The sequence below is a fragment of the Arthrobacter sp. KKT183 genome (assembly GCF_055657625.1).
This window is the reverse complement of sequence record NZ_CM145770.1, coordinates 2,074,420-2,101,339: the sequence shown is the minus strand read 5'-3', so window position 1 is coordinate 2,101,339 and position 26,920 is coordinate 2,074,420. Positions and strand designations below refer to the sequence as shown.

The following is a 26,920-nucleotide window of genomic DNA, read 5'->3' as shown; positions in this document are numbered from 1 at the left end:
AGGGAGTTGCTCAGGGAGCTCTCCTGCCCGCTCGGTAGCATAGGGCCAGCAACTATGGCAGGGAGTGTCCGTATTGACCACGCATGACTACACTGATCCCGTTCCGCAACGCGCCACGAAGAAAAAGCGGCCGCTGCGCACTGCCGTGCTGGTGCTGCTCGGCGTCGTTCTCGCACTTGCGGCACTTCTTGCCGGCTACCTGATCAGCCTCGCCATAGCATTCGAGACCAAAACGAACACCATCGAACCAGCGTTTCCGGACTCGTCAACGCGGCCCGAGCGTACAGCGGCCGCAGAAGGCGCCATGAACATCCTGCTGATGGGCAGTGACGCGAGGCCGGAGGCATCCGAAGACGGATTTACCGATTCCCGATCCGACACCATGATGCTTGTGCACATCCCTGCGGACCGGGAGAACGTTTATGTCATGTCAATCCTGCGCGATACCTGGACCGATATCCCCGGGCACGGCGAGAACAAGATCAACGCTGCGATCTCGCTCGGAGGAGTGCCGCTGGTTGTCCAGACCGTCGAGAACATGTTTGATGCGCCCGTTGATCACGTGATGATTGTCGACTTCGAGGGTTTCAAAGGCCTCACGGACGCTCTGGGAGGAGTGACGGTCGACAATCCCATTGCTTTCGAGTCCGAGGGAACAGAGGGGGAGTTCTTCGAACAGGGCCCGGTCACGCTCGACGGCGAGTCGGCGTTGAAGTTCGTGCGTGAACGCAAGGCGTTCAGCGACGGTGACTTTCAGCGGGTACAGAACCAGCAGCTCTTCATTAAGGGCATTATGTCCGAACTGTTGAGTGCCGAGACCTTCACCAACCCCGTGAAGCTCAGCCGGGTCGTGAATGAAATATCCCCCTACCTGAGTGTCGATGCGGACTTCGGCGCGCTGACTGCCGGTTCCCTCGCGCTCGGTATGTGGCAGGTCCGGTCCGAGGACGTCGTCTTCTTCACGCTGCCGAATCTAGGAGTCGGAACTTCGCCGGACGGCCAGTCCATTGTCGTGAAGGATGAAGAAGCAATAGCCCGCATCGCTGAGGCACTCGATCAGGGAACACTGGGGGAGTATGTGGACAACACCAGCGCAGGCTAGTACGGGCGGAGCCCAGGATCAGTCAGGGCTGACCGGAGTCATCACGGATGTCATGAGTGCGCTCGGCGAAATTGGTGTCGGCGTACTCGTGCTCCTGGAAACGGTATTTCCTCCGATCCCGAGTGAAGTCGTCCTGCCGCTGGCCGGCTTCCTGTCCCAGCAAGGCGAGATGAACGCGGTGCTTGTACTCGCGCTTGCCACCCTTGGTAGCTTCATCGGCGCTCTGCTCCTGTACCTACTCGGTGCGAAGCTGGGCGAGGAACGGGTGGTGCGCGGGCTCTCCAGGCTGCCGCTGGTGGACCGCGACGACTTCGAGCAGGCGGCGCGCTGGTTTCACCGCCATGGTCGCTCGGCGGTCTTCTTCGGCCGGTTGATACCGGGTGTCAGGAGCCTGATTTCCCTGCCGGCGGGTGCCGAACACATGCCGCTGGCCACGTTCACTCTCTTCACCGTCGCAGGAAGTCTGCTGTGGAACGTGCTGCTCATCGGCCTGGGCTATTTCCTCGGAACCCAGTACCACCTTGTTGACCAGTACTCCCAGTACTTTGACCTTCTTCTTTATGCGGCTCTCGCCGCTTTTCTCGGTTGGCTCATCTTCCGACGGGTACGACGACGGAGGGCAGGCTAGCCCCGCGAGTCCCTTCCTGTGGGTGCTGACTGCCCTTGTCCACAGGCGACACCCGAATGTGCGGGGTGCAAAGTACGGTGGAAGTATGCCACTTACCGTCAGCCACCTGAGCGAATCGGCCCTGCTCGAACGCATTCTGCCGCGTCTTCACAGCCCTGTTGGCAGCCCCTCAAGTGTGCTGCTCGGCCCGGGGGATGACGCCGCCATCGTTGCCGCTGCGGACGCACGGGTGCTCATCTCCATCGATACCCAGGTCCAGGACATGGATTTTCGGCTGCACTGGCCCAATAGGTACAGCACCACCGGGTTCGACGTCGGGTGGAAGGCCGCCGCGCAGAACCTGAGTGACATCAACGCGATGGGTGGTCGTGCCACCTCCCTCGTCGTCAGTCTCACACTGCCCGGGAACACAACGGTCGAGTGGGTTGAGGACCTAGCGGACGGCCTCACGGCGGCGATTCATGAGCTGAGGGCTTCCACCTGTGCAGTAGTCGGGGGTGACCTGGGGCGTGGAACCGAAATTTCGGTCACTGCGGCGGTTACGGGTTCACTGGATGGGCGCCCTCCGGTGCTGCGGTCAGGAGCGCAGCCGGGAGACGTCGTCGTACTGGCCGGAACGGTCGGGCGCGCCGCGGCAGGATTGGCGCTGCTGGAGTCCGTACATGAATACGGTTCGCTGGAAGAGAAACTACGTGGGTTCATTCGTGCGCAGTGCCGGCCGCGTCCGCCGCTGGAGTCGGGACCAGCGGCCGCAGCGGCCGGTGCAACCGCAATGATGGATGTTTCCGATGGCCTGGTGCGTGATGCAGGAAGGATCGCCGCGGCCAGCACCGTACGCATTGACCTAGATCCCGAAGCCCTGCGGTATCTCGGCGAACCGCTTCGCGGAGCCGCGAGTCTGCTGGGAATGGACCCGCTGGAATGGGTTCTGGGCGGGGGCGAGGACCATGGGCTGCTGGCCACCGTTAACCCAAACGTTATGCCGCTGGCAGGATTCACTGCGGTAGGCTCGGTAGAGGCCGGACATGCCGAAGTGACCGTCGGGTCACAGTCTCCAGCCAACGTGGGATGGGATCACTTTGCAGACTAAAATCACCGCAAACGCGACTGCGATGAAGCGATGGTTGAGTAAGGCTGAAGTCTCCCTTGGCAACCACAGCGACCGCCTCAATGCCATCAACATTTTTCCTGTAGCTGACGGGGACACCGGCACCAACCTTTACCTGACTGTTCGGGCAGCAGCGCAGGCTGCAGCGGATCATGACACCCATGACCTCGGTGACTTGCTGAAGGTTGCCGGACAGGCCGCCATGGAAGATGCGCGTGGCAACTCCGGGACGCTTTTTGCCGTCTTCCTGTCCGCAATAGCAGAGCCGCTGCACGGCGCGTCCCGTCTCTCAGGGCCGTTGTTAGCCACCGCACTGAACCGCGCGCAGATCCGCAGCTGGTCGGCGCTCAGTGACCCTGTTCCCGGCACCATGCTTTCGGTGCTTGAGGCCGCATCGGTCGGAGCTGCCACCGTGGATCAGGCCAACGAGGGAGATGACAGTAACCACGCCCTCGCCATGACTCTGCAAGGAGCAGTGGAGGCGGCGCTTGAGGCTGTCGTGCAGACCGAGAGCCAGCTTGGCGCACTCACTGAAGCGAAAGTGGTTGATGCCGGTGGTGTGGGGTTCCTGCTCATCATGGATGCGCTCCGCGCGGCCTCACTCGGTGAAGAATTGCAGGACGAACTGCTTGACGGCCTTCATGGCTATGACGTCCAGGCGCCGCACATCCACAACGGGATGCCGGCCGAGGGCGTCGAGGTCATGTGTACCATCAACCTCAGCCCGCTGGAGGCTGCAACCCTTCGGCTTCACCTCGATGAGGTGGGAGATTCCGTCATTATGAGCGCAGTAACGGAGGTCGAGGAGGGCTATCGCTGGCGCGTGCACGTCCACGTTCCCGAAGCTGCCCTGGCACTCAGATACATCGAAGAAGCGGGGCAGCCCAGTCACATCGCCGTGACCCAGCTCGCCGGTGCCGGTGCTGTCAGCCCCCAGGAACCGGGGTACTTCGAGCAACAGGAACGTTACGGGTCCTGACGTCGGTCCGCGGTCATCCGCCGCAGGTACCGCTTGTTCGGCGCTAGGCTGGAACCGGAAGCGCGTCGCAGGCGCTCCGCCTGCCACCGAAGGACGGAAACCGCACGATGCCCACTGCCACCCGAAAAGCGACAGAACGATCCTCCCGTTTCGGGTTCGCCTTCATCGGCGTTCTGCTCATCGCCGTCAACCTTCGGGTATCTTTTGTCAGCGTTGGGCCGGTTCTCGGGAATATCAGCAGCGACCTTCAACTCTCGAGTGCCGCAGCAGGACTCCTCACTGGTTTGCCGCTTATCGCATTCGCGGTCTTTTCACCCGTAGCTCCGGCGTTCGCTTCCCGGCTCGGACTTGATCGGGCGCTTTGGCTGTCCCTGCTGATCCTCGCGTCAGGCATAGTGCTCCGTTCCATACCGGTGTCGGGCCTGATTTGGGTTGGCACCGCCTTGATCGGCCTCGCCATCGCGTTTCTCAACGTCCTTGTCCCTTCCCTCGTGAAGCGGGACTTTCCAACCAGGGTCAGCCAGATCACCGGCAGTTACACGGCAACACAAGCCGCGTTCGCCGCGATCGGGGCCGCCGTTGTCGTGCCGGTGGCACAGACGTCGCCCGCCGGATGGCGGCTGGCGCTCGGAATTTGGGTGGGACTGGCGTTGATTGCGATGGCAGTCCTCCTGCCCTGGCTGCGCAGACACGCCTCTGACACCGTGCGCGTTTCAAAACCCGAGGCGACTTACCGGTCGCCGTGGTCTTCGGCGTTGGGTTGGCAGGTGACGCTGTTCATGGGACTGCAGTCAATCGCCTTCTACGTTCTGATGGCCTGGTTGCCGACCATCGAGCAAAGCCGCGGCGTTTCGGCGACAACGGCGGGGCTGCACCTGTCCGTGTTCCTTCTTGTCAGCGTATTCGCCAGCCTTGCTGCCGGCGGAATCCTTCATCGGGGTGCAGACCAGCGACTGATGTCCTTCACCAGCGGTGCACTCACTTTCGTGACGTTTGTCGGGCTGGCGGTTGCGCCGGACCTCACATTGCTGTGGGTGCTCCTGGGAGCGATTGGATGCGGAAGCCTCATTGTCATCGCTCTGTCACTCTTCAGCCTGCGGACGGTCAACTATCCGCAGGCCGCAGCCTTATCCGGCATGGCGCAGTCCGTCGGTTATGGCCTCGGCGCGGTTGGACCGGTCATGTTCGGTGGCCTGCGTGATCTCAGTGGCGACTGGACGCTTCCGCTGCTCGTGACTGCAGCCATCATGGCAATGTTGGCCCTGACGGGCGTGCTCGCTGGGCGGGACCGGGTGATCAGCGGCCCTTGAGCACGCGGGTCTGAGGTTAACCTACGCTGAAGCGACCAGTTGCGGCTCGGGCATCGGTCCCGGAGCGAGCAGGTTGTCACGGGTGGCATTGATCACGCTGATCAGTGCAGCGCGCAAATCTTCTTCCGCGTAGCCTGCACCGCCAAGAGGTACACCTTCACCCTGCTGCACCTCATCGAGGATTGTGCGGCCCGCGGGAGTGAGGGCGACGAAAGTCACCCGGCGGTCTGACTCACTCTTCTGCCGCGTGACCAGCGCGCGCATCTCCAGCCGTTCCAGAGCTTTACCGACTGTCTGCGCCTGAACCCGCACGATCTGCGCCAACTTCACTTGGCTCATCGATCCCGCAGAGGCCAGCACTTTCAGGATTGTCACACCGGAATGTGTAACGCCGATGCTGCGCAACCGCTCGTTGTCACGGTTTTCATTGAGCCGGGCCGCTGTGCTCAGCAGGCGGCTTGTTGACCAATACGACGTGTCCATGCCTTGACCTTCTAACCCCGAAAGAACGACTGCACCGGCGAAGTGCTGCGCTCTGTAACTTGACCCGGTGGGACGGCACCGGCGACGCCAGACGCTGCGGGGTACGAGACCCGTGGAGATGCGAAGGGCGCTTAGTGAAGTATCCTATGCGATGAAAGTTGAGGTTTGAACCATTGAAAGGTGGAACCGTGGGCGAACTCGTCTCCTTCGAGCCTGATGAGGAGTTCGATGCACCCGGTCGGCTGACGGCGCAGACAGCGGGGACGGGTGAACGTTCGCTTCTTGAGGAGTTGCAGGATCTTGTGCTGTCCACCACGGATATGCAGGAGTTCCTCAACGAACTTGCCGTCCTTTCAGCGCGCAGCGTCAGCGGGCACGAGGAGACCGTGCTGTGCGGCATCACACTGTTGCGCCGCCGTCGGGCGGCGACTGTGGCCTACAACTCGGAGACTGCGAAGTCCATGGATGAACTGCAGTACGCCTTCAAGGAGGGTCCGTGCCTCACAGCAGCCAAGGAGCAGCGCACCATCGTCGTGGAGGACTTTGCTAGCGAGAGCAGGTGGCCCGAATATTCAGAGGCGGTCTCCGGATACGGGCTGCGCTCCATTCTTTCTGCCCCTTTCACCATCGGCGCGGGAGCACATGCGGCGATGAACCTGTATTCCTACCGTCCCAGTTCTTTCAGGAGCGAGGAAGTCGCTTTCGCCGAGTCATACGCGCGTCAGGCGTCAAAAGGTCTGCAGCTGGCGTTGCGGATGGCACACTACAGCGAGGAAGCGGACAACCGCAGCCGAGCCATGGAGTCCCGAACCCATATCGACGTCGCAGTTGGGATCGTCATGGCGCAAAACCGCTGCTCGCAGGATGAAGCTTTCGCGATCCTGCAACGGGCCTCGAACGCACGCAACGTGAAGCTGCGCGTGATCGCCGCGGAGATTGCCCAACGGGTTTCCGGGGCCTTGCCTGCAACCCACTTCGACGGGTAACGGGATCGTCAGAGCACGGCGCTAAGCTCGACACTACGTCTCGCTGGTTCCTGCTGCTCAGGAAAAAGGCTTTCAGGAAGGTATATGAAGAACAGGCGCCCGCCCGAGCTTTCCGCACCATTGGACCCCAAGTTGCTTGGCACCAAAGTGGTTAAGGTTTTTGGGGAGAGCCTTGAGATTCACTCCGTCGGAGCGCTTCTGAACCACTTTCCCCGTACTTACCTTCCGCCTGGGGAGCTGACGGGGTTGTCCGGCGTCCCGCTCGATGAAGACGTCACCCTGGTCGCCCGGGTCCAATCGGCAAACTCGCGGTGGATGCGGACGCGCAAGGGCAAACTGTTGGATGTTGTCATCACCGACGACGACGCCGGAAGTCTCGGAACCATGCATGTCACCTTCTTCAACGCTCATGTTGCTGAACGACAGCTCACCGTGGGTACTCGTGCCGTCTTCTCCGGAAAAACGGGCAGTTACCGGGGACAGTTGACCCTCACCAATCCGCGATTTTCGCTGCTCGACGAAGACGACGCCGGCATGGACAAGCACCTCGCGCCTATCCCCGTATATCCGGCGTCTGAGCACATCAGCAGTGATCAGATCAAGAAGTCCATCGAGAAGGTTCTTGACACCCTCGTTCATTCACAGCTGAATGACCCGGTTCCCGCGCACATCGCCCGCCGTGACCGGCTGATGAACATCACCCAGGCCTATGAGTTGATCCACCGGCCTGCCGAGGTGGAGGATGCCTACCGTGCCCAACACCGTTTCCGTTACCAGGAAGCGTTGGTCCTGCAGACTGCGTTGGCACGGCGACGGGCTGAAGTCCTCGCGGAGGAGGCAACGTCACGCCCGCTGATCCAAGATGGGTTGCGCGATCAATTTGATGCTTCGCTGCCGTTCACGTTGACCTCGGGCCAACAGCAGGTGGGGGAGGAGCTTGCAAAGGACCTTGCCGGTGCCCATCCAATGAATCGGCTGCTTCAGGGCGAGGTTGGGTCGGGAAAAACGCTTGTTGCCTTGCGGGCGATGCTGCAGGTCATTGACGCAGGGGGACAGGCGGCCCTTCTGGCACCTACTGAAGTGCTTGCGGCGCAGCACCATCAATCCATTACTCGTACCCTCGGCCCGCTGGCTGAGGGAGGAATGCTCGGCGGAGCGGTGGACGGGACACGGGTTGTGCTCCTGACAGGGTCCATGTCAACGGCGCAAAGGCGGGAGGCGCTGCTTGCAGCCGCATCGGGTGACGCCGGCATTGTCATCGGCACACACGCCCTGTTGTCGGAAAACGTTCAGTTCTTTGATCTCGGGTTGATTGTTGTCGATGAGCAGCACCGTTTCGGTGTGGAGCAGAGGGACGCACTCCGGGCGAAGGCCGCCGCTGCGCCGCACATGCTTGTCATGACGGCTACCCCCATTCCCAGGACCGTTGCGATGACTGTTTTCGGTGACCTGGATGTATCCACCCTGACGGAACTTCCCGCCGGCCGTGCCCCCATTGCGACCCACGTCGTAGGGCTTTTCGAGAATCCCAACTGGGTAAATCGCGCCTGGGCCCGGACGCGGGAGGAGATTGACGCCGGCCGGCAGGTTTACGTTGTGTGCCCAAAGATCGGGAACTCGCAAGCGGAACCTGACAGTGCCGACGCAATGGAACTCTACGAAGGTGCGCCTCCAAACAAGCAGGAACTGACGTCCGTTGTGGAACTGTTCGAGTCTCTGCAGGAAGTGCCGGCCCTTGCCGGAGTGAGGATGGGCCTGCTGCACGGGCGCCTTGATCCGGCAGAGAAATCCGCCACCATGGTCGGATTCAATGACGGCGTCATCAGTCTCCTGATCTCCACTACCGTGATTGAGGTAGGAGTTGACGTTCCCAATGCCACTCTCATGGTGATCATGGATGCGGACCGCTTCGGTATCTCACAACTCCATCAGCTGCGGGGAAGGATCGGTCGCGGTGGGCACCCGGGTACCTGCCTGCTTGTCACGCAACTCGAACCGGCACACCCCAGCCGGGAGCGGCTGGACGCTGTCGCTTCAACGTCCGACGGCTTCGAACTGTCCCAAAAGGACCTGGAGCTCCGCCGCGAAGGAGACATCCTGGGCGCATCACAGTCGGGAGGAAGATCGGCACTGCGCTTCCTCAAAGTAATTCAGCATGCCAAGGTGATCGAAAAAGCCCGTAAGGACGCACAGGAACTGATCGATGCTGACCCAACACTTGCGGAGCACCCTGAGCTCGAAGAAGCGCTGGATCTCTATCTGAACGCCGAGAAAGAAGCCTTCCTCGAACGGGGATAAGCGGAACCACTGGATCAGGAAGCGCGGGATGCCGTCTTTCGCGATCTGGAAGCAGGAGTGAGGCGGAAGCGGGAGCGCTCGGAGGCCGGTATCAGCGAGGCCCACTCGGGGTGACCTCCCAGGTATCCACGGACGGTAGGACAGAACGGCATGACCGCCAACCGCCGCCGGTGCAGGTTTTCGAGCACGTTCCCTACGAAGTAGGTATCCAGGCGTGCGCGCTTGAAACGCTGCTCGATGGTCGTGTGCAGCAGCCAGATCTGGCCCTGCCGGTTCTCGTATTGAAGGTAGCCGACGTTGTCTCCGTCAACGTACAGCTCGAACCGGCTCAGCTTCATATTGTCGCGGACTGCCGTCCGCAGGCTTGTTGAGCGGTTGGGATAACGCAGGTCCATGTGAACTCCCACAGTCGAGAGGCTGGTGAGGCTCGCTGCTGAACCGTACAAACAACTATAGCGACAATCAGTAGGCTGACAAAGCAGCCCGCAGGTTCAGGCAATGGCGCGTTCAGGCGATGCCCGAGATGCTTTGACGGAAGGCGAGTTCGTCACAGGCGGCCTGGTAGCGCTCCAGGGCTCGGAGATCCGGCATCTCGGAATCCAACTCAAGAAAGAGGGCGTCGCACAACTCGGCAAGCCGGTGTTCCGGAACTGAAGAGAGATCAACGGGGAAATCGTCGTCGGTTTCGGTCCAGGCGGGAGCGTTATCCCCGGGTTCGCGGATGGATAGTAGAGGTGGCTCAATGAATGAGCGCGACTGAGCGTCCATGAGGTGGCACTCCCACAAGTAGGTCTTACTGTGGCTCGCTGCTGAACCTGTTGCCAGTCTAATCGGCTGCTATTTTGTGGCAACCCCGGGACCGGTTCACACGCTGCATCTCTGCCCGGATGCCTGTCAGGCCGGGGTTTCAGCCCGATTTCGTAAGCCGACTTTCAATAAAAGTAATAAGCATGCTTCCAATTAAGCGACTGATGTGTCTACCCTTGTGCAACCGGATACTTCGGACAAGCCCTCTGCAATCAATCTCGAGGAGATAAAATGATCACGCAGGAACATATCGACCGCATTCTTGATGGCAACGGGAACGTTGTGGACCAGGATGGCAACAAGGTTGGATCCGCGGGCCAGGTGTACGTGGATGACCACACAGGAGAGCCCAGCTGGGTCACGGTGAAGACGGGCCTCTTCGGTACGTCTGAATCGTTCGCGCCGCTGCAGGGCGCTTCCATGGACGGCGATGATGTGCGTATTGCCTACACCAAGGACCAGGTCAAGGACGCACCTAAGGTTGACCCGGACCAGAATTTGAGCGAGGCGGAGGAAGAGGAACTCTACCGCCACTACTCCCTGAGCCGGCCAGGTGGAGGTTACGACGCCGCCGAACACGGTACGTACTCGGGCACCACCACTGGGTCGGACGATTTCGGCGATTCCAATCCGGGCATCGCAAGCGCCGGCGAGAGGGACCGCTACGACGCGGACCGCGGTGATCGAACAGTTGGACATGACACTTCCGGGCCCACCACGGATGATGCCATGACCCGTTCCGAGGAACGGCTCCATGTCGGCACGGAGAAGCAGGAGACCGGGCGTGCCCGCCTCCGCAAATACGTAGTGACGGAGAACGTCACCAAGACCGTGCCGGTCCAGCGTGAGGAAGTGCGGGTTGAGCGTGAGCCGATCACCGACGCCAACCGCGGCGCCGCTCATGACGGTCCCGCCATCAGCGAGGAGGAGCACGAGGTGACCCTTCACGAGGAACGACCCGTTGTGGAGAAGGAAGCTGTGCCGGTTGAGCGGGTGCGCCTTGACAAGGAAGTTGTCACGGACGAGCAGACCGTGAGTGAGGAAGTGCGCAAGGAAGAAATCGAGACAGACGGCGACGATTCCCGCCGCGGACTCTGACCGGGGCGGCGTCCGGCAATGAACGAAAGCTGGCTTCGCCGCGTGTTCCGGTGGGTAGGTGTTGGACGCTCGGAAGCTACGCTTCCGGGCGTCCAACCCCATGTGGAGGGCGCTGACATCAACGAGCGGGTGAGGCACCTCAACTCCGCACAGCTGTGCCGGGCATGGCGAATCAGTTTCCTGGCTGTCATCAGCGCCAAGACAGCGGCAGAACTGGAGGAGCTCGCTCGGAAGCGGCGGCTGTACCTTGAGGAAATGGAATCGCGAAATCCCGCCGGCTTTGCGTGCTGGCTGGCAAGTTCGCCTGGAGCATCAAGTGACCCGGAGCCTTACCTGCTCCACCAGGATGCAGGGCGGCGCCGGTTCGGCTCGCTCTAGGGTGAGTCCTTAGGGCTTGCGGTCACTACAACGTTCTTGCCCCAGGGATCTTCGGTGTAACAGCTGATGAGAACAAGCCTGTTCGGCGTGATATCCCAGATATTGCTGTCCTTGAGGGTGTCCTTGTCACGAGTGACAATCGAATCGACTAAATAGTGCTGCACACCGGAGCCGGTGTGCAGCACTATTTCGTGCCCCACCTCCACATCGGTGCTTATGCGGTTGAACGGAGCCTCACGATCCTCCCAGCTGTGTCCGGTGATGTACGTGGTGTCGTTCGATCCGCGCCCGGGCATGCCGAATGAGGTGAGCCAGTAGCCGTCCAGGGTGAACGGTGGGACGAGGGATTGTGACGCCTCGTCTGCCGAGGTGGGAGTGAGAGGCAAAACTGCTACATCGATGCCGGCGGATTCCACGATCAGCCGCTCCGGAGCGGCGGCACGAGGTTTCGGAGCGGCTGCCTGAGCAGTGGGACTGGGACTGGGGCTGGCTTCCGGGGTGGGGGTGTGCGTGGCACTGGCAGCCATGGTTGCGGGGCGCGCCGGCTCCTCCGGCGCTGCCTGTGGTGCAAATGCCCCGCTGAGCGCTGTGGTGGAAACGAGCGCGCCCAACACTGCTGCCCCCGCAACCCATAGCCGCATTCGCGGCCGGGGAGCGGGGGCAGCAGCGTCACGCTGTGTAGCTGTCATCGAGTGGGTTAGGCCCGGCCTGCGCTTCGACGACGAACGACGACGACGGCACCGGCCGCTGTTACCGCACCGAATCCTGCCAGCCCGGCCAGGAGGGTGAGGTTCGCGGGATCTGTGGCTCCGGCGTCGTCCGCTGCGGTCTGAATGTTCAGGCCGCGCTGCTGCGGAGCGGCTGGCCGGGCGACCGGCGCATGGGCAATAGGCGTCTGCGCGACCGGAGCCTGTGCAACGGCGGGAGCCGAGCATGCGGCAACGACGGCGTCGGCGAGGGCGATCAGTTGCTGAGGATCTGAGCCCTCGGTCAGACTGAGGCGGACGATGGCGTCATCGAAAGATGCCGCTGCGGTCTCGACCTGCGCCTCAAGAGCAAGGATCTCAGGAGTGCCGTAAGCAGCGTCAAAAGCCAACACGTAAGCCTGGTCAGCCTCGTCGTACTCCATGAAGGCGGCGTCCAACGCTGCTTGGGCTGCAGCTTCATCTGTTGTGGCCTGCACGGTGGCCGCAGCCGCAATGTCTAACCGCGCCTGTGCCTGCTCCAGCTCTGCTTCAGCAGCTTCCAGCGCAGGATCGCCGTCCGGCAATCCATCCACCACCGCTTGTGCGGCGTCCCGATCCGCGAGCGCGGTAGCTTCGGCCGACTGCGTAGCGGCCAGGAGCGCCGCGGCAGCGTTGAATATCTCCGACGCCTCGAAGACGGCGGCGTCCGCGGCGTCAAGGGCAGCAAGCTCATCGGCCACTGCAAGGTCGGCCTCTACGTACAGAGGCTCGAGCTGTGCGCCGAGCGATTCGAATGTAGCTATGGCGGCGCGCAGTTGATTTGCCAAAGCAATATCGACCGATGCGACTCCGATGTGTGTCTTCAGCGCAGCCTGAGCCGTGAGACATTCTTCTCGGCTGCACTTATTGGACCACGCGGTAACTGTTTCTGCTAGTGGTTTAGAGTGTTTTTTCATGAGTCGAATCATCGCAGGGGCCGCAGGTGGCACTACGCTGACCAGCGTCCCGGGCCAGGCGACGCGACCCACCACTGACCGGGTCAAGGAAGCCTTGTTCTCCCGCTTGGATGCCTACAACGTTCTGGCCGGCGCGCATGTGCTGGATCTCTTCGCTGGATCGGGGTCGCTGGGGGTGGAAGCGGCGAGCCGGGGAGCTGCAGCCGTGGACCTTGTCGAATCCGCGGACCGGGCTGCTGCCGCCTGCCGTGCAAACGCCGACGCGATGAACCAGGTCCTTGGTTGGACTTGCGTTCGCGTGCACCGATCGAAGGTTGAGACCTATCTTAATCGGGTCCCGGAAGACGCACTATGGGATGTGGTGCTCATGGACCCGCCCTATCCGCTCGAGGACGCGCCACTGGTGACCATCCTGTCCACTCTTGTTCCGCACCTGGCCGAAGGGGCCGTCGTCGTGCTCGAACGTTCCTCGCGCTCAGGGGAGCCGGATTGGCCCGACGGGATTGAGCGCTTCGCCGACAAGAAGTATGGCGAGACCCGGCTCTGGTACCTGGAACCGGTCTAACGCTTCCGCCGTTCAGTCCGCCCGGTAGCCGGGGCGCTGATCTGACTACCTGATCTCATCTAACTCTCATCTCTGGTTCATCTGCGCCCCATGCAGCATCCGTACGGTGTTTGCAGGACACGGAAACGGGACCCAGAAATACGAAAGCTAGGGGCGTTCATCATGCGGTTATCGGTCATCGGATGCGGGTATCTCGGAGCGGTGCATGCGGCGTGCATGGCGAAGCTGGGGCACGAGGTGGTGGGCATCGACGTCGATGGTGCGAAAGTTGCGGCCCTGAGTGCCGGGGACGCTCCCTTTTTTGAGCCAGGGCTTCCGGAATTACTCGCTGAGGCGCTTGAAACTGGCCGGTTGCGTTTCTCAACCGACATCGCCGATGCGGCCGGCTCCGCTGTGCATTTCATCGCGGTCGGCACACCACAGAAGCGAACAGAGAACGGAGCAGACCTCAGCCATGTCTATGCGGGCGTCGACGCACTGTTGCCCCATGTGAATGCAGGCGACGTTGTGGTGGGGAAATCCACCGTTCCCGTTGGTACTGCCCGCGACCTTTCCGTACGTATCTCCGAGGCATGCCCTTCAGTGACGCTGGCCTGGAACCCGGAATTTCTGCGCGAGGGCTTCGCCGTCAAGGACACGCTGGAACCGGACCGCCTGGTGTACGGGCTGGATGATGCAGCCAGTGGTGCTCAGCTGATCCTGGATGAGGTGTACGCTCAGGCGCTCGCTGGAGGGACCCCGCGATTGGTGATGGACTATGAGACAGCTGAGCTGGTAAAGGTATCCGCAAACGCCTTCCTGGCCACGAAGATCTCTTTCATCAACGCAATGGCGGAAGTCTGCGAGGCCACCGGAGCTGATGTCTCCATGCTCGCGGACGCCATTGGCCACGACGCGCGGATCGGCCGGAAGTTCCTCAACGCAGGTCTCGGGTTCGGTGGTGGGTGCCTCCCGAAGGACATCCGCGCTTTTATGGCGCGAGCGGGTGAGCTCGGCGCCGATCAGGCCCTGACCTTCCTGCGCGAAGTCGACTCTATCAATATGCGGCGGCGCTCCCGCATGGTGGATCTGGCGCGGGAGGTCTGCGGCGGGTCACTGCTCGGGCAACGGATAGCCGTTCTCGGTCTGGCTTTCAAGCCCAACTCCGATGACGTCCGTGATTCGCCGGCGCTCAGCGTCGCCGCCCAGTTGCAGCTTCAGGGAGCGGCGGTCACAGCTACCGATCCTCAAGCCGTGCCGAACGCGTCGCGACGCTTCCCTGACCTCGCCTACGCCACCTCGGTTGAAGAGTCAGTCCAGAATGCCGATGCTGTGCTGGTGCTGACTGAATGGGAGCAGTACTGCGCGCTGAATCCAATGGATCTCCGTGCACTGGTGGCTCGTCCAGCGATCGTGGACGGACGAAACTGCCTGGACCCGGTGGCCTGGCGCGACGCGGGCTGGACCTATCGGGCGCTCGGACGTCCAAAAGCCGCCGCCGTACCCGCGCCCACCGCTGCAGTGCGTTAGGACACCTTCCAGCGTCCCGTGCATAGCGCGGTGCCGTGTTTCCCGGAAGAGCGTGTTCGGCGATCTGCGAATGGCCGCGTAAACCTCGGCAACTCGATCCGCACATCTGCCAGATCGGTGTACCAGCGAGGTAGCGGCATCATTGACAGCTGATAGTCCGCGAGCGGCGATTCCCAGGGCAAGGCCGCGAACTGATCGAGTAGTGCTCTGACAAGGTGGTTCTCCCGCTATGCGGGGAAAGGGCAGCTTTACGGTGGCTGTGTGGAGGAGCGGTGCTGCTACTGGTTCCGTTCCGAGCCGCGATTGATCCGCCGCGCCAGATCGACAACGGCGCCGCCTCCCAGGACGATCGATCCTGCGACCGCGGCAAGCATGAGGTAGAGCCACACAACGCTGCCCACGGCGTTCTCCGGGACGCTGAGCATCTCGAACCACTCCAACGACCCGCCGATCCAGAAAGCTGCCACTGCGATCAGCACTATCACTGCAGGTGCACAATCCCAACGCAGAATCCCGCTTGCCTTTGTCTTGACTGTCTCCTCGAGTTGCTGCGTTCCCATGAGTCCAGTATTGAACAGCTAGCTGAGCATTCCGTGTCGTGTCGTCGTGTCGTTAGCTAATCGGGACAGGTCCGTTACCCGGCGTTAATCAATACGTCGGTCGTTACCTCGGAAGAGGGGTCAGGCAGGCATTCCTGAGAGGAAACTGCGTTTGCCAAGACGCTCCTCAAGCTCACTGAACCACGTAGATGCCATGTCCCGGTAGGGCGGCCTGAACGCATAAACGCAGGCCAGCCGAAGAGCTGTCGCTGCAGCATAGGCCTCAAATCGCGGGAAAGGTACCGCCAGGACCTCGGCCACTTCGTGGATATAGTGACCGCCAACGGTCGCGGTGCCAGCAGGCAACAGTCCCTGGGCCTCCCGGAAATTCAGGTGAATCGCCAGGTTAGCCAGGTCGAGCGCGGGCTCAGCGAGGGCAAGTGTGTCGCAGTCAATGATTCCCACCGACCGGGTCCCCGGGTCTACTAGAACCTGTTTGTCGTGCAGGTCACGGTGCGCAAGTCCGGCGGGCGAGGAACTATTGAGCAGGGACGTGCCGACCGACGCCGATACGCGGCGAAGTCGGTCCTCCGATACACCGAGAGCATCGAACTCGACTGCCAGTCCAACCCACCGTTCGAGGGTGCGAACTTCATCCTGCGCTGAATGAATCCGTGCGGCCATGGAAGGTTCGTTGCTGATAGACGTGCCGACGAAAGCGGGCCATCGTTCTGCCCAGAGTGCCCAGGCACGGCTCCACGCGTCCAGCGGCCTGGAGCCATGGTCGGAGCCGACACCGGAAGCCGACCAAGTGCCGGCGTCCAGACCTCTACCCAGATCGTGCAGGCTCACTCCGGGTACGGCAGATAACGTGATGCTGTGCTCACTGGCAGCTACCACATCGGGCGCAACAACTCCGGATCCAGCCAGCCCGGCAGCAGCCGCCAGATGTGCGTCTCTGACAGCGGCGGCCTTCCCACCCGCAAGAAACTTCGTGTACCGCCCGTCGGCGCGCACGACGGCGCGTCGCTTCAAACGGTGCACCAGCAGTTCTCCTGAAGGATCGGCATCCAACCCGGGCAGTGCGCGATCGTCGCGAAACGGCACCAGGGACGCGCAGCCCTCGGCATCGATGCGGCCGGCACGGATCCGACCAGTTCGCGGTTCCCGGCCTTCGATGACCAGACTCCCGTCACTGCGGGGCCAGACGCGGTGGATACGAACCGGCGGACCGCCGTCGTTCGGCAACTCAACCGGTATGTGCATCACCACAAAACCTCTTCAATCATCGTGAGACGGCGGTCGACCTGCTGCCGCCAATCCGGTGCACAGGCGCGGAATGGTTCGCGAAGCCGGTTCAGCAGGTGAAAGGCGGTCCACGCCACTGTCTCGGAGTCATGTACGGTGGCACGCCCGGTGCCGTACCCATTGAGCAGGGCAGCCGTTCGCGGCAGCCCGAGGACGTTGCGGCCGTCGGCCATGGGGGATTCCAGCGCCTCGGCGGCGGCGAAGCTACCCAGGTCGGACGCTGCGGCACCGTAAGTGCTCCACTCGAAGTCGATCAACCGTACCTGCCTGCCGTCCACGAGCACCTGGTCGGCCGAGAAATCTCCGTGGATTACCGCAGCCCTGCCCGGCTGGCGCAGCAGAGCCTCCAGCTCCGCGGACACTCGCTCCAGGCGACCCCCGTTTTCCGGTATCAGCTCGGCATTCTCACGGATGAGTGAACGAAGCCGTCCTGCAGGTGCCCGCCACGCGTGCGTCTTGTGGATCGGTGCTTGATCGTGCAGTAGGGCCAGCGCTTTACCCGCGGACCGGGCAGGCAGTTCCGCAACCTGAAGCGGGACGGTGCTGAGGTCTCCGGAGCCGTACCACGGCAGGTACTCAAGATGCTTGGAGGTAGGTAGGCCCGGCGGCAACAGTGCCGAGTCGAGAGGAAGGACGACGGGCACCCCGCCATCCGCCAGTTCAGAGAGCATTCCGTGGGTAATAGAGTGTCCGCCCGCACTCGCCCTTCCTATGAGACGCGGGGTGCCAGCGGCATCCACGCTGAACACCAGGCGCCGGAACGGGTTGTACTTGAGCACTCCGAGGCCCGGCGACGGCACCTCCAGGCCAGCCCGCCTGAACCCACGAAGCACCGGGTACAAGCGCGGATCCAGCGCGATCGGCCCGCTTGCCAATATTCCGTCATCAAGTGCGAAGCGCTCCCACGCCACATCCTGGGTGAGCGCGCGCCGGAAGGTTTTCTCCAGCTTCACCGACGAATCGGTGCTGTACATCGCCAGCCAGCGGACGCCGCCGTCGTCATCGTGGAGACGCGCGACCGCCGACCTGCCGCGCTTCCAACGCAGGTGAGCGGCACGTACCGGACGTTTGAACAGGGAGCTCAGCGCGTCCGGATCGAAGAGCAACTCGAGTGATCGGAGGTGGGAGTCAAGCGGAGTGCGCAGGCTGCTCATGGCACGCTCCCAGCCGGCACCGTTGCGGTCGTACGGTTCTGTGCGGAAGCGGGTTGCTCCTCGACCCAGCGTGCAAACAGCGGGTAACGCAGCAGCTCCTCCGGTGATCCGTCCAGCAGCACCCGCCCGTCCTGAAGCCAGAGCACGCGGTCGCTCTGCAACGCCACGGAAGCCTCATGGGTCACCGCTACGGTGGTTCGTCCCACGCTGAGCGTCGTCAGGGCGCCGAGAACCTCGGTCCGCGCGTCATGGTCCAGCCCTGTCGTCACTTCATCGAGGAGCACCACCGGTGCATCGCGCAGAATGGCGCGGGCAATCGCGATACGTTGCCGCTGCCCCCCGGAGAGAGTCCCGCCGCGCTCGCCGACAGTCGTGTCGTAACCCTTGGGAAAGCTGGTGATGAAACCATGGGCCTGCGCCAGGTGCGCTGCCCGCTCAACCTCGCCGTCCGTCGCTGACAGGCGCCCGAAACGGATGTTCTCGCGGATACTGCCGGTAAACAGGACCGCCTCCTGCAGGACGAGGCTGACGTTCGATCGGAGGGAAGCGAGTGTGATGTCGGTGAGGTTCACGCCGTCGAGGCGCACTGAACCGCGCTCCGGATCCATAGTGCGCACCAGGAGGGACAGCAGTGTGGACTTGCCGGATCCGGACGGTCCCACGATGGCCGTGGTGCGGCCCTCCTGCAGGCATAGGGTGAGATCGGACAGGACCACCCGCCCCTCATAGGATGCCGAGACGTGGCGGAACTCGAGCTCGCCCCACACCTTGCCCAGCGGAAGGGCCGTAGGGGAGTCGGTGATGTCCACCGCCTCGTCGAGCAGTTCGGCCACGCGCTCGCCGGACGCCGTGGCGCGCGCGATCCGGCCGGTGTACTTCGCGAGGTCCCGTAACGGCTTCATGGCAGTCTTCAAATACATCAGGAAGAGCACCAGGTCACCCGGCGTCATGGCTCCCTGAACCACCCGCCACCCGCCCCCGGCAAGGACGACGGCGGTCGCGACGCCCACAATCACATCCGTCCTTCGCTCCAGGGCGGCTGCGAGGCGGCGGGACCTCACGCCGTCCTTGAGAGTTTTCTGGTTGCTGCTGCCGAACCGGTCGGACAGCGCCCGTTCCAGGCCGTACGTCTGTACAACCCGGATGGCGCCCAGGCTCTCCTGGGCGGTGTTCGCGAGGGAACCTTCACCCTTGCGGGTAAGCCGTGCAGCCACAGTGATCTTGTCCGTGCTGATTCGTGAAAGGAGCAGAAATCCCGCGCATGCGGCGATGACCACCAGTGCCAGCAGCGGATCGAGCCAGAACATTACTCCGGCCATCGCAACCAGGGTGATGCAGTTGGCCAATAGCGGCATACCGGCCGTGACGGCGACCTCCTGGAGCCTGCCGACGTCGCCGACCAATCGCTGGACCGTGTCGCCGGTGCGATTGACCGAGTGGAACCGCGCGGAGAGGGACTGGACGTGATCGAACACCTTAGCTCGCAGTTTGGTAGCAACCCGCGATCCGACCAGAGCGAAAGCGAGTGTAGCGAAGAAGTTGCAGACCGCGCGCATACCGGTGAAAAAGACGAGGGCGGCGCCGCAGGCCAGGAGCAGCAGGGGAGTCGCCTCCGGTCCGGTGCCTGCAAAATCAGCGCCCAGGCTCCGGGTGACCGCGTCCACCACAAATTTCACCGGCCACGGTTCGAGGACCCGGAACGCGACCTCACACAGCAGCACCAGGACACCGCCGGCCATGAGCAGTCCCTGACCAGACAGATGCGGCCTGAGGATCTGCAGCGTACGACGAAGGGCTGATTTCTCGGGTATGACGACCGCCTTAGTCATGCCGGCACCTCCTCGGTGATGCGGTTCAGGACGGTGTCCCAGCTGTGACGATCAGTCGCCGCTGCCCGCGCGGCGGAGGACATCGCCGCCCGGGCAAGCGGTGCCGAGGCCAGCCCATCAATGGCTTCAGCCAGCGCGGACGGATCGGACGGTTCGACCAGAAGTCCGGTGACGCCGTCGTCAATGATGTAGGGCACCTGCCCCACCCGGGAGGCGACAACGGGCAACCCGGCGGCACAGTATTCGTAGATTTTCAGCGGGGAGAAGTACTGGTCGCCGTGGCTCGCGCGTGGGTACGGGGCAGCCGCGATCGAACATCCGGCGAGGGCCTCCGGAACGTGCTCCGGTGCGATTGCGCCGGTGAACTCAACGTCGGCCCCCACACTCTCGGCCAGGCCGCGCAACTCCGCCCCCTGTGGGCCGTCCCCGACTATGCGGAGCGTCCACTCGCGCGATCCCGCAGCCTGCGCTTCTATCAGCGTTTCCACCCCGTGCCAGGGCTTCAGGGTTCCGACGAATGCAACGACCGGCATGCCGGGCGCTTCAGACGAGGGGCGGATGCGGTGGACGTTGACGCCGTTGGCAACTGTGCGGATCCGCTCATGGTGCTCCGGGTCAACGCGATTCCGGACCCAGTCGGCCACCGGATCGGAGACACAAACAGTTCGGGTCGCGGCGCCGACCTGTTCCCGCAAAGCCGCGTACGCCGCGGTTTCATCAATCAGACTCCGGTGGGTCCGCTGTTCCTCGATCAGCGGCGCGTTGACCTCGAGGAAGCCAGGAACCCGCAGTTGACCGGTAACGCGCGCAAGCGTGTCGCTGAACAGCGAGTAGCGCTCGTAGACGGCATCCGCGCCGTCGTCCAGAATCCGCTGGGCGAGTTCAGCGGCAGCGGCAGCCTGTGAGTTCTCACGAGCCGCCCCTTTCCCGGTCACCGGTACGACGACGACGGCGAGGTCCGCCAGATCAGCCGGGACGTCGCTGCCGGGCCGCGTGCAGTACACCGTCACCTCCGCGCCGCGGTTCCGCCAGGCCCGGACAATTTCCTGAACGTGGACGGACGCACCCTTGGTGCCGAACACCGGCACACCCGGGTCGATGCACACATAAGCGATGCGCTTCATCGGACCACCGCCTCGAGTTCGGGGGAAGTGAAGGACGACGACGATACGGACGACGGGTGCTCTGCGCGGACAGGAGTCTCCGCCTCCGCCGCTGCCGTCCCGCACAAACGCTGCAGTTGTGTGGACTGTGAGCGGGAATCAAAGCAGCGTTCAATCAATGACCGGGCAGCCAGAGCAGTTGCCGTCCGGTCGAACGAGTCGGACGCCGCCGTCCGCAGCGCCAGAATCAGGTCCTCGACGTTACCGGCGCGGACAAGCAGACCGGTGGCGGCGCCGTCCATTCCGCCAAGGACCTCCGGAATCCCGGTGACGTCCGACCCGATGCAGACCACACCCATCGCCATTGCCTCAAGCAGCACCGTCGGCAGTCCGTCGGCGTTGCCGTCTGCACCGATGATGCAGGGAGCGGCGAATACATCGGCCCACCTCAGGAGTTCGATGACTTCGCTCTGCGTGCGGGGGCCGAGGAGATGTATATGGTCGCTCAAGCCGAGGAGCCTGACGCGGTCGGCCAGGCTATCAGCCAACTCCCCACCTCCTGCTATGCGCACGTCTACCTGGACGCCGGAGCGCACGAGCGCCGCAACAGCGTCAATCAGGAGTGAGAAGCCTTTCTTTTCCACGAGCCGTCCAACTGCGGCGATCCGGAAGGGCGTGTGGACGGGAGCGGGTTCCCTGAAAGGGAAGCGGCTGAGCTCCAGCCCGTTGTAGACGCGGTGGAGCCGGCCCGATGCGGCCGGCGCAAGGGTTGAGAGGTACCGGTAGTTGAAGTTGCTCACGGTGACCGTGTGGTGCGCCGCCTGTATGAGGCGGATGAGTTCAGCCTGGTCAACCTGCTCGTGGTAGATGTCCTTGGCATGGGCAGTGAAGGAGAACGGAACGCCCGTGAGCGCGGAGGCAATGCGGGCGGTGCGTGCTGCGATCGATCCGAAATGGGCGTGGAGATGGGTAATTCCCCGCTCAGTTACCCGGGTTGCCAGTTCGACGCCCTGGTGCACCTCAGATGCCTCGCATTCAGCGAGATCGGGCAGGAGAGCGGCGAAGCGCTGGGCGAAGTTGGGGATCACGTTGTGGGCGGCGGCGATGATGGGCCAGCCCTCGGACAATTTCTGCGGGCGGGCCACGTAGGTAACGGGCGCCTGGACCCGGGCCAGTTCGGGGTGGAAGCGGGGGTCAACGGGCGGGCGAAGCGAGAAAATTTCAAGGTCCTCGCCCGCTGCTTCACGGGCGAGGATTTCCGTGACAATGAAAGTTTCCGAAAAGCGTGGGTAGATTTTCAGGACGTAACCGACGCGCCCCTCGTTAGACAGCTGCATGACGGGTCCAATCCGTGCGTCGTTCGGAGCTGCCGTCCGGCTGGGCCAGGAGCTCGGATGCGTACTCGTAGGTTGTTGCGAGTCCATCGAGGTTGACTCCATCGCGGGCAACCTCCTGCCCGCCCACTTGCGCCCACCAGGTGGAAAGCGTGTCCGGGGTGAACTCGTCGGGGTGGCAGAAATCGAGCAACCGGTGCCGGGCCAGGCCGCGTGCGCGAATCAGCTGCTCCCGGCGCGGGTGGACCCGCGGCACAATCAGCGCGGGGGTGGTGGTGCTCATGATTTCGCACACGGTGTTGTACCCGCCCATGGCGACGACAGCCGCCGCCGACTGTATCTCTGCAAGGGCGTCCCGCACGGATCCGACGACATGCGTGCGGGGGCCGGCCGCCGCCTCAACCTGTGCACGGTCGCCTTTCGGCATCTGGGGACCGGTGACAATGAGGTGCTCGAGCCCCTCCGGGAGCCTGGCGCGGGCGGCGGTCAGGGTTACGTCAAGACCGTCGGATCCGCCGCCGGCCATCGTGACGACGAAGGGAACACCGGTGGCGCCGGTACGACGCCGGACCGGACGGCCGAGGGAAAGGTATCCGGTGTGCCGCACGAGGTGGGCGAGGCTGCCTGGAATTTCGCCGGAGCGCACCGGATCGTGGACCAACGGATCCCCGTACACCCAAAACTCATCGAACGTCCGGTCCACCTGGTCCAGATCCAGTGCGGTCCATTCACGTCGTGCAGCCGAGGGCCGGTCGAGAACTTCGCGCAAGCCGAGCACTACCCGGCACGACGGACGCTCGCGCCGCAGCTGCTCCAGCCCTTCTGCCAGTTCATGCTCCACTCCAAACGGATGCCGGTCCACCACCACAAGGTGAGGACGGAAGTCGTGCAGCACAGCGGTGATCAGGGATGACCGAAGTTTGATGATGTCCTTCTGCTGGACACTCAGGTGGCGGGCTTCATAGCCTCCCGTGCCCTTCGCGATACCCGGCACCACCACCCAGTCCCACTCCTCGGGGATTTCGAAGCGGGTGGCTGCGGCGACTCCCGTGACCAGCACTCCGCTCACCGTCCGGCCTGCCCGCCTGAAGCTGCCGGTGAGAGCATGCGCCAGCGCGAGGTTGCGGCGGGTATGTCCCAACCCCTGGGAATCGTGCGAGTACAGGACCACGCGAAGCGTCCCGCGTTTCTGCGCTCCGGCCGTCGTGGACCTGCTGTCCTTCACCGTCATGGCTTGCATCCAACTTTCCCCGCAGCCAACTGGAACCGCAGGTTTCCCATTTAGCCAGCCGGCTATGAGACGTCGGTGAGCTATTCATGAGAGAGCTCTCATATGAAGTGGTCTGTGGAGCGGAAGTTAGTGGGTGCACGTAGGAGTGCCCGTCCCCTGCAGCCACAGATGCAGGGGACGGGCACTATTCATGCCGGAGCGGCGCTACCGTGGCTGGTAGGAAAGGCAGTCAGCCAGATCAGAACCGGACCCGATCTTCACGTCGTGCTTGTTGCACATGAGATGGCTGTTGTGAACGCACTCGTTGCGTTGGCAGGCACCCACATGCGCAAGGACCATCGGCAGGCCGCCGGTCTCCGACGTATCGATGAAGGTTGCGCAGGAAGCGTGCTCGGGACTGCCGCTGACTGTGATGGCATACGCGGTGCAGCCGTCGTGGTTGAAGGCGCAGGTGTGAACGGTGCAATCGGATACTTCAGTGACTTCCGTTGTCATGATTCCTCCATCAACGGTGATCGGAAAATTGTCCGTGCAGTAGTTCAACGGTACTGCGGGTTATGGCCCGTGACACGGGTTCTTTAGCGCATGAAAACTGCGCGTAAATCAGCGCTTTCTACCGGCGAAATCCGTGTAGTCGGCGCCGGTCAGGAGTGCGGCCGGATGCGGTCCCGCAGCCGCAAGGGGCGCCGTCCACGCCGGGTTCCACCATGTTGACGCCGCCAGCACGATGTTTCCCGCGTGCTGCCCGGTGAACATGGCGGTCTCGCCCAGCGCCGCGACGTCGTACCCGGTCTCCAGCAGCAGGCGCGCCTGTTCGCGGGCGAAGGTCAGCGGAGGATCATCGCCTACGTTCACAAGCACAACGCCGCCGGGTGCGGCCGCCCTGGTGAGCAGGCGGTAAACCTCCGGCGTGGCCAATTCGGTGGCCCCGTCGGCACCGGAGAACACATCGAGAACGACGGCGTCAAACGCACCTTCAGTGCAGGCGGCGAGTGTGTCGCTCGCGTCTTCTACCAGTAGCTCGCAGTCGGTACCCGGTGGTAGCGGCAGGTGCTCCACCACGAAAGCAAGCAGTTCCCGCTCGCGCTCGACGGCAACCTGGCGGGATCCGGGACGGGTGGCCTGTACGTAACGGGCCAGGGTCAGTGCACCTGCTCCGAGGTGCAGGACGCGTATCGGCTCCCCGGCTGGCTTGAACACGTCAAGGACGTTCGCGATCCGGCGGAGGTACTCATAGAAAACGTTGTGTGGATCGGCGAGGTCGACGTGCGACTGCTGCGCACCGCCGATGCTCAGGATGAAGGCGCCGTCGTTATAGGCATCCATGTCAATTTCAGCATGCGCACCTGCCGCGCGGAGGTAGCGGGACGGCACGCTCACAGCCGCTCCCGGAGCGAGGACAGGCGGTGTACCGCGTCGGCGAGCACTTCCTCCTTCTTGCAGAACGCGAAGCGCAGGAGTGAGCGGGTGCGCCGTGCTCCTGCCTCATGACAGAACACCGGAACGGGGATTGCCGCCACACCAACCAGTTCCGGCATGCGCCTGGCCAGGGCGACGGCATCGGTGACGCCGAGCGGAGCTGCATCGACGACGGTGAAGTAAGTCGCCTGCGGGGTGAAGACGTCAAAGCCGGCGGCACTGAGGCCTTCCCCCAGGAGGTCCCGCCTGTACCGGAGGGAGTCGGCGATCGAGCGGTAGAAGGAGTCCTCCAGGCCCAACCCGAGCGCCACAGCGCCCTGAAACGGAGTGCCGGAACTGTAGCTGAGGAAGGATTTCACGCTGCGGACTGAATCCACCAGGTCAGCAGGCCCGGTCAACCAACCAATTTTCCAGCCGGTCACCGAAAACGTCTTTCCTGCTGAGGAGATCGTGACTGTGCGCTCCCATGCGCCGGGCAGAGTGGCTACCGGGATATGTGTCGCTGCGAACGTCAGATGCTCGTACACCTCGTCGGTGACAATGATGGCGCCGAAGCGCTCGGCCAGTTCAACGACGCGGACAAGCGTTTCCCGGGTGAACACGGTGCCCATGGGATTATGCGGGTTATTCACCACGATCACCCGGGTACGCTCGCTCATGGCGGCTTCAAGGGCTTCCAGATCCGGTTGGTACGCCGGCGCGACCAGCGGCGCAGTGGTGTGCCGGGCTCCGCTGAGGCCGATGATGGCACCGTAGGAGTCATAGAACGGCTCGAACGTCAGCACCTCGTCCCCCGGTCCGGCGAAGGCGAGGATTGACGCGGCTATCGCCTCAGTGGCGCCGGTGGACACAACAACTTCCCGTTCGGCGTCAAGGGGCAGTCCGTAGAAGCGCTGCTGGTGAGCTGCAATCGCCTCCCGGAGCACGGGGAGCCCACGCCCGGGGGCGTACTGGTTCATACCGGAGGCGATGTTCTCGCGGGCGGCATTCAGGAGGAGTTCAGGCCCGTCCTCGTCCGGGTAGCCCTGGCCCAGGTTGATCGCATTGTGCTGCCCGGCGAGCGCCGTTATCTCTTCAAAAATAACGGTTCCGAGGCTGCCGTCGGGGGAGAGAAGGTTTGCACCCCGGGCGGTTCGCTGCCAACCGGAGAGTGGTCTTGCCGCGGCGGATTGGTTCGATTCCATGTCATCCAGTATCCCGAACCCGCGATTCCGGTTGGGACACGACTGAAAACCCTCCTCTCACGCGGTAGATTCGTTGTATGCGTCGAGCCGTCTGCCCTGGATCCTTTGACCCCATCCACAATGGGCATCTCGAGGTTATTGCCCGTGCCGCCAGCCTTTTCGACGAAGTGATCGTCGCAGTCTCCACCAACTACGCCAAGAAGTACCGGTTCGAGCTCGAGGACCGGCTGGAGATTGCCCGCGAAACTCTCACATTCCTCCGCGGCGTTTCTGTGCTGCCCATGGGCGACGGACTCCTGGCGGATTTCTGCCGGAAGCAGGGTGCAAACCTGATCGTCAAGGGCGTGCGGTCAAGCGCGGACTTCGAGTACGAGCTGCCGATGGCTGCAATGAACCGCCAGTTGGCCGGAGTTGAGACCGTGTTCATACCGGCGGAGGCAAGCTACTCGCACCTCTCGTCGACGCTTTTGAAGGAGGTCGCGGGCCTGGGCGGTGACATTTCGCCCTTTGTTCCCAAGGCTGTGCTCAAGCGGCTGAACGAAGATGCCCACTGAATTGCCTACGCTTCAGTAGAATCAGGAATACCAGTGCCGGGCGGACAAAAGAGGACACAGTGGGCAAGAGCCGAATCAAGCCTCAGGACACGTTTCCTGACAACCTGAATCAGCTTGAGGATAACCAGGTAGAGGTCCTCAACAGCAAGGTGCATCGTCAGCTTGAGGTCGAGTACGTCGAGGAAGGCACCCCGGACCCGGAGACGGAACACCGGCAGGAGGAGCTGAACGAGGAACTTGATGACAGGGACCTCCTGTCGGAGGTTTCTACCGAGCACACCGGGCCGGCGTCTTCAAACCACGACGCCGGTGCGCCGCAGGTTGCTGGTTCGCCCGAAGATGCTGTCGATCGGAAAGCCGACAGCCGCTGAG

28 protein-coding genes are annotated in these 26,920 nt (G+C 63.0%); 13 read left to right on the top strand and 15 right to left on the bottom strand.

What is annotated here, in order from left to right; all coding sequences use genetic code 11:
* The first annotated feature begins 73 nt into the window (after window positions 1-73).
* The 5 genes from ACZ2GY_RS10035 to ACZ2GY_RS10015 all read left to right on the top strand — a co-directional run bounded on the left by ACZ2GY_RS10035 (window position 74) and on the right by ACZ2GY_RS10015 (window position 5,127).
* Window positions 74-1,102, top strand: a complete 1,029-nt coding sequence (locus ACZ2GY_RS10035; protein WP_277358491.1) for an LCP family protein — start codon at window positions 74-76, stop codon at window positions 1,100-1,102.
* Complete coding sequence (locus ACZ2GY_RS10030) at window positions 1,077-1,730, top strand: DedA family protein (protein WP_277358492.1); 654 nt, start codon at window positions 1,077-1,079, stop codon at window positions 1,728-1,730. Before ACZ2GY_RS10035 ends, ACZ2GY_RS10030 begins: the two co-directional genes overlap by 26 nt.
* Window positions 1,731-1,815: 85 nt before the next feature.
* Window positions 1,816-2,820 (top strand): thiamine-phosphate kinase, encoded by a 1,005-nt coding sequence (locus ACZ2GY_RS10025; RefSeq protein WP_471671796.1) that lies wholly within the window; start codon window positions 1,816-1,818, stop codon window positions 2,818-2,820.
* Between the two features lie 22 nt (window positions 2,821-2,842).
* The gene (locus tag ACZ2GY_RS10020) at window positions 2,843-3,817 is read left to right on the top strand and encodes a DAK2 domain-containing protein (RefSeq protein WP_471673583.1); all 975 of its coding nucleotides are present in this window, start codon (window positions 2,843-2,845) and stop codon (window positions 3,815-3,817) included.
* Window positions 3,818-3,924: 107 nt separating this feature from the next.
* Window positions 3,925-5,127 carry an MFS transporter gene (locus ACZ2GY_RS10015; RefSeq protein ID WP_471671795.1) on the top strand — a complete coding sequence of 401 codons (1,203 nt, stop codon included), beginning with the start codon at window positions 3,925-3,927 and terminating at the stop codon, window positions 5,125-5,127.
* A gap of 21 nt (window positions 5,128-5,148) precedes the next feature.
* Here the strand turns inward: ACZ2GY_RS10015 and ACZ2GY_RS10010 are convergent, their stop codons facing one another.
* Window positions 5,149-5,610 (bottom strand): MarR family winged helix-turn-helix transcriptional regulator, encoded by a 462-nt coding sequence (locus ACZ2GY_RS10010; protein ID WP_277358495.1) that lies wholly within the window; start codon window positions 5,608-5,610, stop codon window positions 5,149-5,151.
* Between the two features lie 188 nt (window positions 5,611-5,798).
* Here ACZ2GY_RS10010 and ACZ2GY_RS10005 point away from each other — a divergent pair, with 188 nt between their 5' ends.
* Window positions 5,799-6,596, top strand: coding sequence for a GAF and ANTAR domain-containing protein (locus ACZ2GY_RS10005; protein ID WP_277358496.1), 798 nt, complete (start codon window positions 5,799-5,801; stop codon window positions 6,594-6,596).
* A gap of 84 nt (window positions 6,597-6,680) precedes the next feature.
* Complete coding sequence (locus ACZ2GY_RS10000) at window positions 6,681-8,894, top strand: ATP-dependent DNA helicase RecG (RefSeq protein ID WP_471671794.1); 2,214 nt, start codon at window positions 6,681-6,683, stop codon at window positions 8,892-8,894.
* A gap of 14 nt (window positions 8,895-8,908) precedes the next feature.
* Here ACZ2GY_RS10000 and ACZ2GY_RS09995 read toward each other — a convergent pair whose 3' ends face one another.
* Both ACZ2GY_RS09995 and ACZ2GY_RS09990 read right to left on the bottom strand, forming a co-directional pair.
* A complete protein-coding gene (locus ACZ2GY_RS09995; RefSeq protein ID WP_277358498.1) occupies window positions 8,909-9,289 on the bottom strand; it encodes a GNAT family N-acetyltransferase in 381 nt (126 codons plus the stop codon).
* A gap of 112 nt (window positions 9,290-9,401) precedes the next feature.
* Window positions 9,402-9,662, bottom strand: coding sequence for a hypothetical protein (locus tag ACZ2GY_RS09990; RefSeq protein ID WP_277358499.1), 261 nt, complete (start codon window positions 9,660-9,662; stop codon window positions 9,402-9,404).
* Window positions 9,663-9,932: 270 nt separating this feature from the next.
* Between ACZ2GY_RS09990 and ACZ2GY_RS09985 the strand changes: the two genes are divergently transcribed.
* Together ACZ2GY_RS09985 and ACZ2GY_RS09980 are read left to right on the top strand one after the other, a co-directional pair.
* Window positions 9,933-10,799, top strand: coding sequence for a YsnF/AvaK domain-containing protein (locus ACZ2GY_RS09985; protein WP_471671793.1), 867 nt, complete (start codon window positions 9,933-9,935; stop codon window positions 10,797-10,799).
* A gap of 18 nt (window positions 10,800-10,817) precedes the next feature.
* Window positions 10,818-11,177 carry a hypothetical protein gene (locus ACZ2GY_RS09980; RefSeq protein WP_471671792.1) on the top strand — a complete coding sequence of 120 codons (360 nt, stop codon included), beginning with the start codon at window positions 10,818-10,820 and terminating at the stop codon, window positions 11,175-11,177.
* On the opposite strand, the gene ACZ2GY_RS09975 is transcribed toward ACZ2GY_RS09980, so the two are convergent.
* Both ACZ2GY_RS09975 and ACZ2GY_RS09970 read right to left on the bottom strand, forming a co-directional pair.
* Window positions 11,174-11,866, bottom strand: coding sequence for a class F sortase (locus ACZ2GY_RS09975; protein ID WP_471671791.1), 693 nt, complete (start codon window positions 11,864-11,866; stop codon window positions 11,174-11,176). The two genes, ACZ2GY_RS09980 and ACZ2GY_RS09975, sit on opposite strands and share 4 nt — an antisense overlap.
* Window positions 11,867-11,874: 8 nt before the next feature.
* A complete protein-coding gene (locus ACZ2GY_RS09970; protein WP_471671790.1) occupies window positions 11,875-12,690 on the bottom strand; it encodes a hypothetical protein in 816 nt (271 codons plus the stop codon).
* 127 nt (window positions 12,691-12,817) lie between these two features.
* On the opposite strand from ACZ2GY_RS09970, the gene rsmD reads away from it, so the two are divergent.
* Window positions 12,818-13,384, top strand: a complete 567-nt coding sequence (gene rsmD, locus ACZ2GY_RS09965; RefSeq protein WP_471671789.1) for a 16S rRNA (guanine(966)-N(2))-methyltransferase RsmD — start codon at window positions 12,818-12,820, stop codon at window positions 13,382-13,384.
* A 162-nt stretch (window positions 13,385-13,546) separates the two neighbouring features.
* Window positions 13,547-14,893, top strand: coding sequence for a UDP-glucose dehydrogenase family protein (locus ACZ2GY_RS09960; protein WP_471671788.1), 1,347 nt, complete (start codon window positions 13,547-13,549; stop codon window positions 14,891-14,893).
* Window positions 14,894-15,171: 278 nt separating this feature from the next.
* Here the strand turns inward: ACZ2GY_RS09960 and ACZ2GY_RS09955 are convergent, their stop codons facing one another.
* The 10 genes from ACZ2GY_RS09955 to ACZ2GY_RS09910 form a co-directional block, all read right to left on the bottom strand.
* A complete protein-coding gene (locus tag ACZ2GY_RS09955; RefSeq protein ID WP_277359083.1) occupies window positions 15,172-15,453 on the bottom strand; it encodes a hypothetical protein in 282 nt (93 codons plus the stop codon).
* 120 nt (window positions 15,454-15,573) lie between these two features.
* The gene (locus tag ACZ2GY_RS09950; protein WP_346028414.1) at window positions 15,574-16,698 is read right to left on the bottom strand and encodes a phosphotransferase; all 1,125 of its coding nucleotides are present in this window, start codon (window positions 16,696-16,698) and stop codon (window positions 15,574-15,576) included.
* Entirely contained in the window at window positions 16,698-17,894 is a 1,197-nt protein-coding gene (locus tag ACZ2GY_RS09945; RefSeq protein WP_277359084.1) for a phosphotransferase, read from the bottom strand. Before ACZ2GY_RS09945 ends, ACZ2GY_RS09950 begins: the two co-directional genes overlap by 1 nt.
* Window positions 17,891-19,723 (bottom strand): ABC transporter ATP-binding protein, encoded by a 1,833-nt coding sequence (locus ACZ2GY_RS09940; RefSeq protein WP_471671787.1) that lies wholly within the window; start codon window positions 19,721-19,723, stop codon window positions 17,891-17,893. The genes ACZ2GY_RS09945 and ACZ2GY_RS09940 overlap by 4 nt, the downstream gene beginning before the upstream one ends.
* Window positions 19,720-20,847, bottom strand: coding sequence for a glycosyltransferase family 4 protein (locus ACZ2GY_RS09935; RefSeq protein ID WP_471671786.1), 1,128 nt, complete (start codon window positions 20,845-20,847; stop codon window positions 19,720-19,722). The genes ACZ2GY_RS09940 and ACZ2GY_RS09935 overlap by 4 nt, the downstream gene beginning before the upstream one ends.
* Window positions 20,844-22,163, bottom strand: a complete 1,320-nt coding sequence (locus ACZ2GY_RS09930) for a glycosyltransferase family 4 protein (RefSeq protein WP_471671785.1) — start codon at window positions 22,161-22,163, stop codon at window positions 20,844-20,846. The genes ACZ2GY_RS09935 and ACZ2GY_RS09930 overlap by 4 nt, the downstream gene beginning before the upstream one ends.
* The gene (locus ACZ2GY_RS09925) at window positions 22,150-23,400 is read right to left on the bottom strand and encodes a glycosyltransferase family protein (RefSeq protein ID WP_471671784.1); all 1,251 of its coding nucleotides are present in this window, start codon (window positions 23,398-23,400) and stop codon (window positions 22,150-22,152) included. The genes ACZ2GY_RS09930 and ACZ2GY_RS09925 overlap by 14 nt, the downstream gene beginning before the upstream one ends.
* Before the next feature lie 195 nt (window positions 23,401-23,595).
* The gene (locus tag ACZ2GY_RS09920) at window positions 23,596-23,886 is read right to left on the bottom strand and encodes a DUF1540 domain-containing protein (protein ID WP_056548383.1); all 291 of its coding nucleotides are present in this window, start codon (window positions 23,884-23,886) and stop codon (window positions 23,596-23,598) included.
* 108 nt (window positions 23,887-23,994) lie between these two features.
* The gene (locus ACZ2GY_RS09915; RefSeq protein WP_346028186.1) at window positions 23,995-24,771 is read right to left on the bottom strand and encodes a spermidine synthase; all 777 of its coding nucleotides are present in this window, start codon (window positions 24,769-24,771) and stop codon (window positions 23,995-23,997) included.
* Window positions 24,768-25,994: an aminotransferase class I/II-fold pyridoxal phosphate-dependent enzyme gene (locus tag ACZ2GY_RS09910; RefSeq protein WP_471671783.1), complete on the bottom strand. Its 1,227-nt coding sequence runs from the start codon at window positions 25,992-25,994 to the stop codon at window positions 24,768-24,770. The genes ACZ2GY_RS09915 and ACZ2GY_RS09910 overlap by 4 nt, the downstream gene beginning before the upstream one ends.
* Window positions 25,995-26,071: 77 nt before the next feature.
* Here ACZ2GY_RS09910 and coaD point away from each other — a divergent pair, with 77 nt between their 5' ends.
* Both coaD and ACZ2GY_RS09900 read left to right on the top strand, forming a co-directional pair.
* Entirely contained in the window at window positions 26,072-26,548 is a 477-nt protein-coding gene (gene coaD, locus ACZ2GY_RS09905) for a pantetheine-phosphate adenylyltransferase (RefSeq protein ID WP_056548274.1), read from the top strand.
* Between the two features lie 59 nt (window positions 26,549-26,607).
* Window positions 26,608-26,919: a hypothetical protein gene (locus tag ACZ2GY_RS09900; RefSeq protein ID WP_471671782.1), complete on the top strand. Its 312-nt coding sequence runs from the start codon at window positions 26,608-26,610 to the stop codon at window positions 26,917-26,919.
* The last annotated feature ends 1 nt before the right edge of the window (window position 26,920 follow it).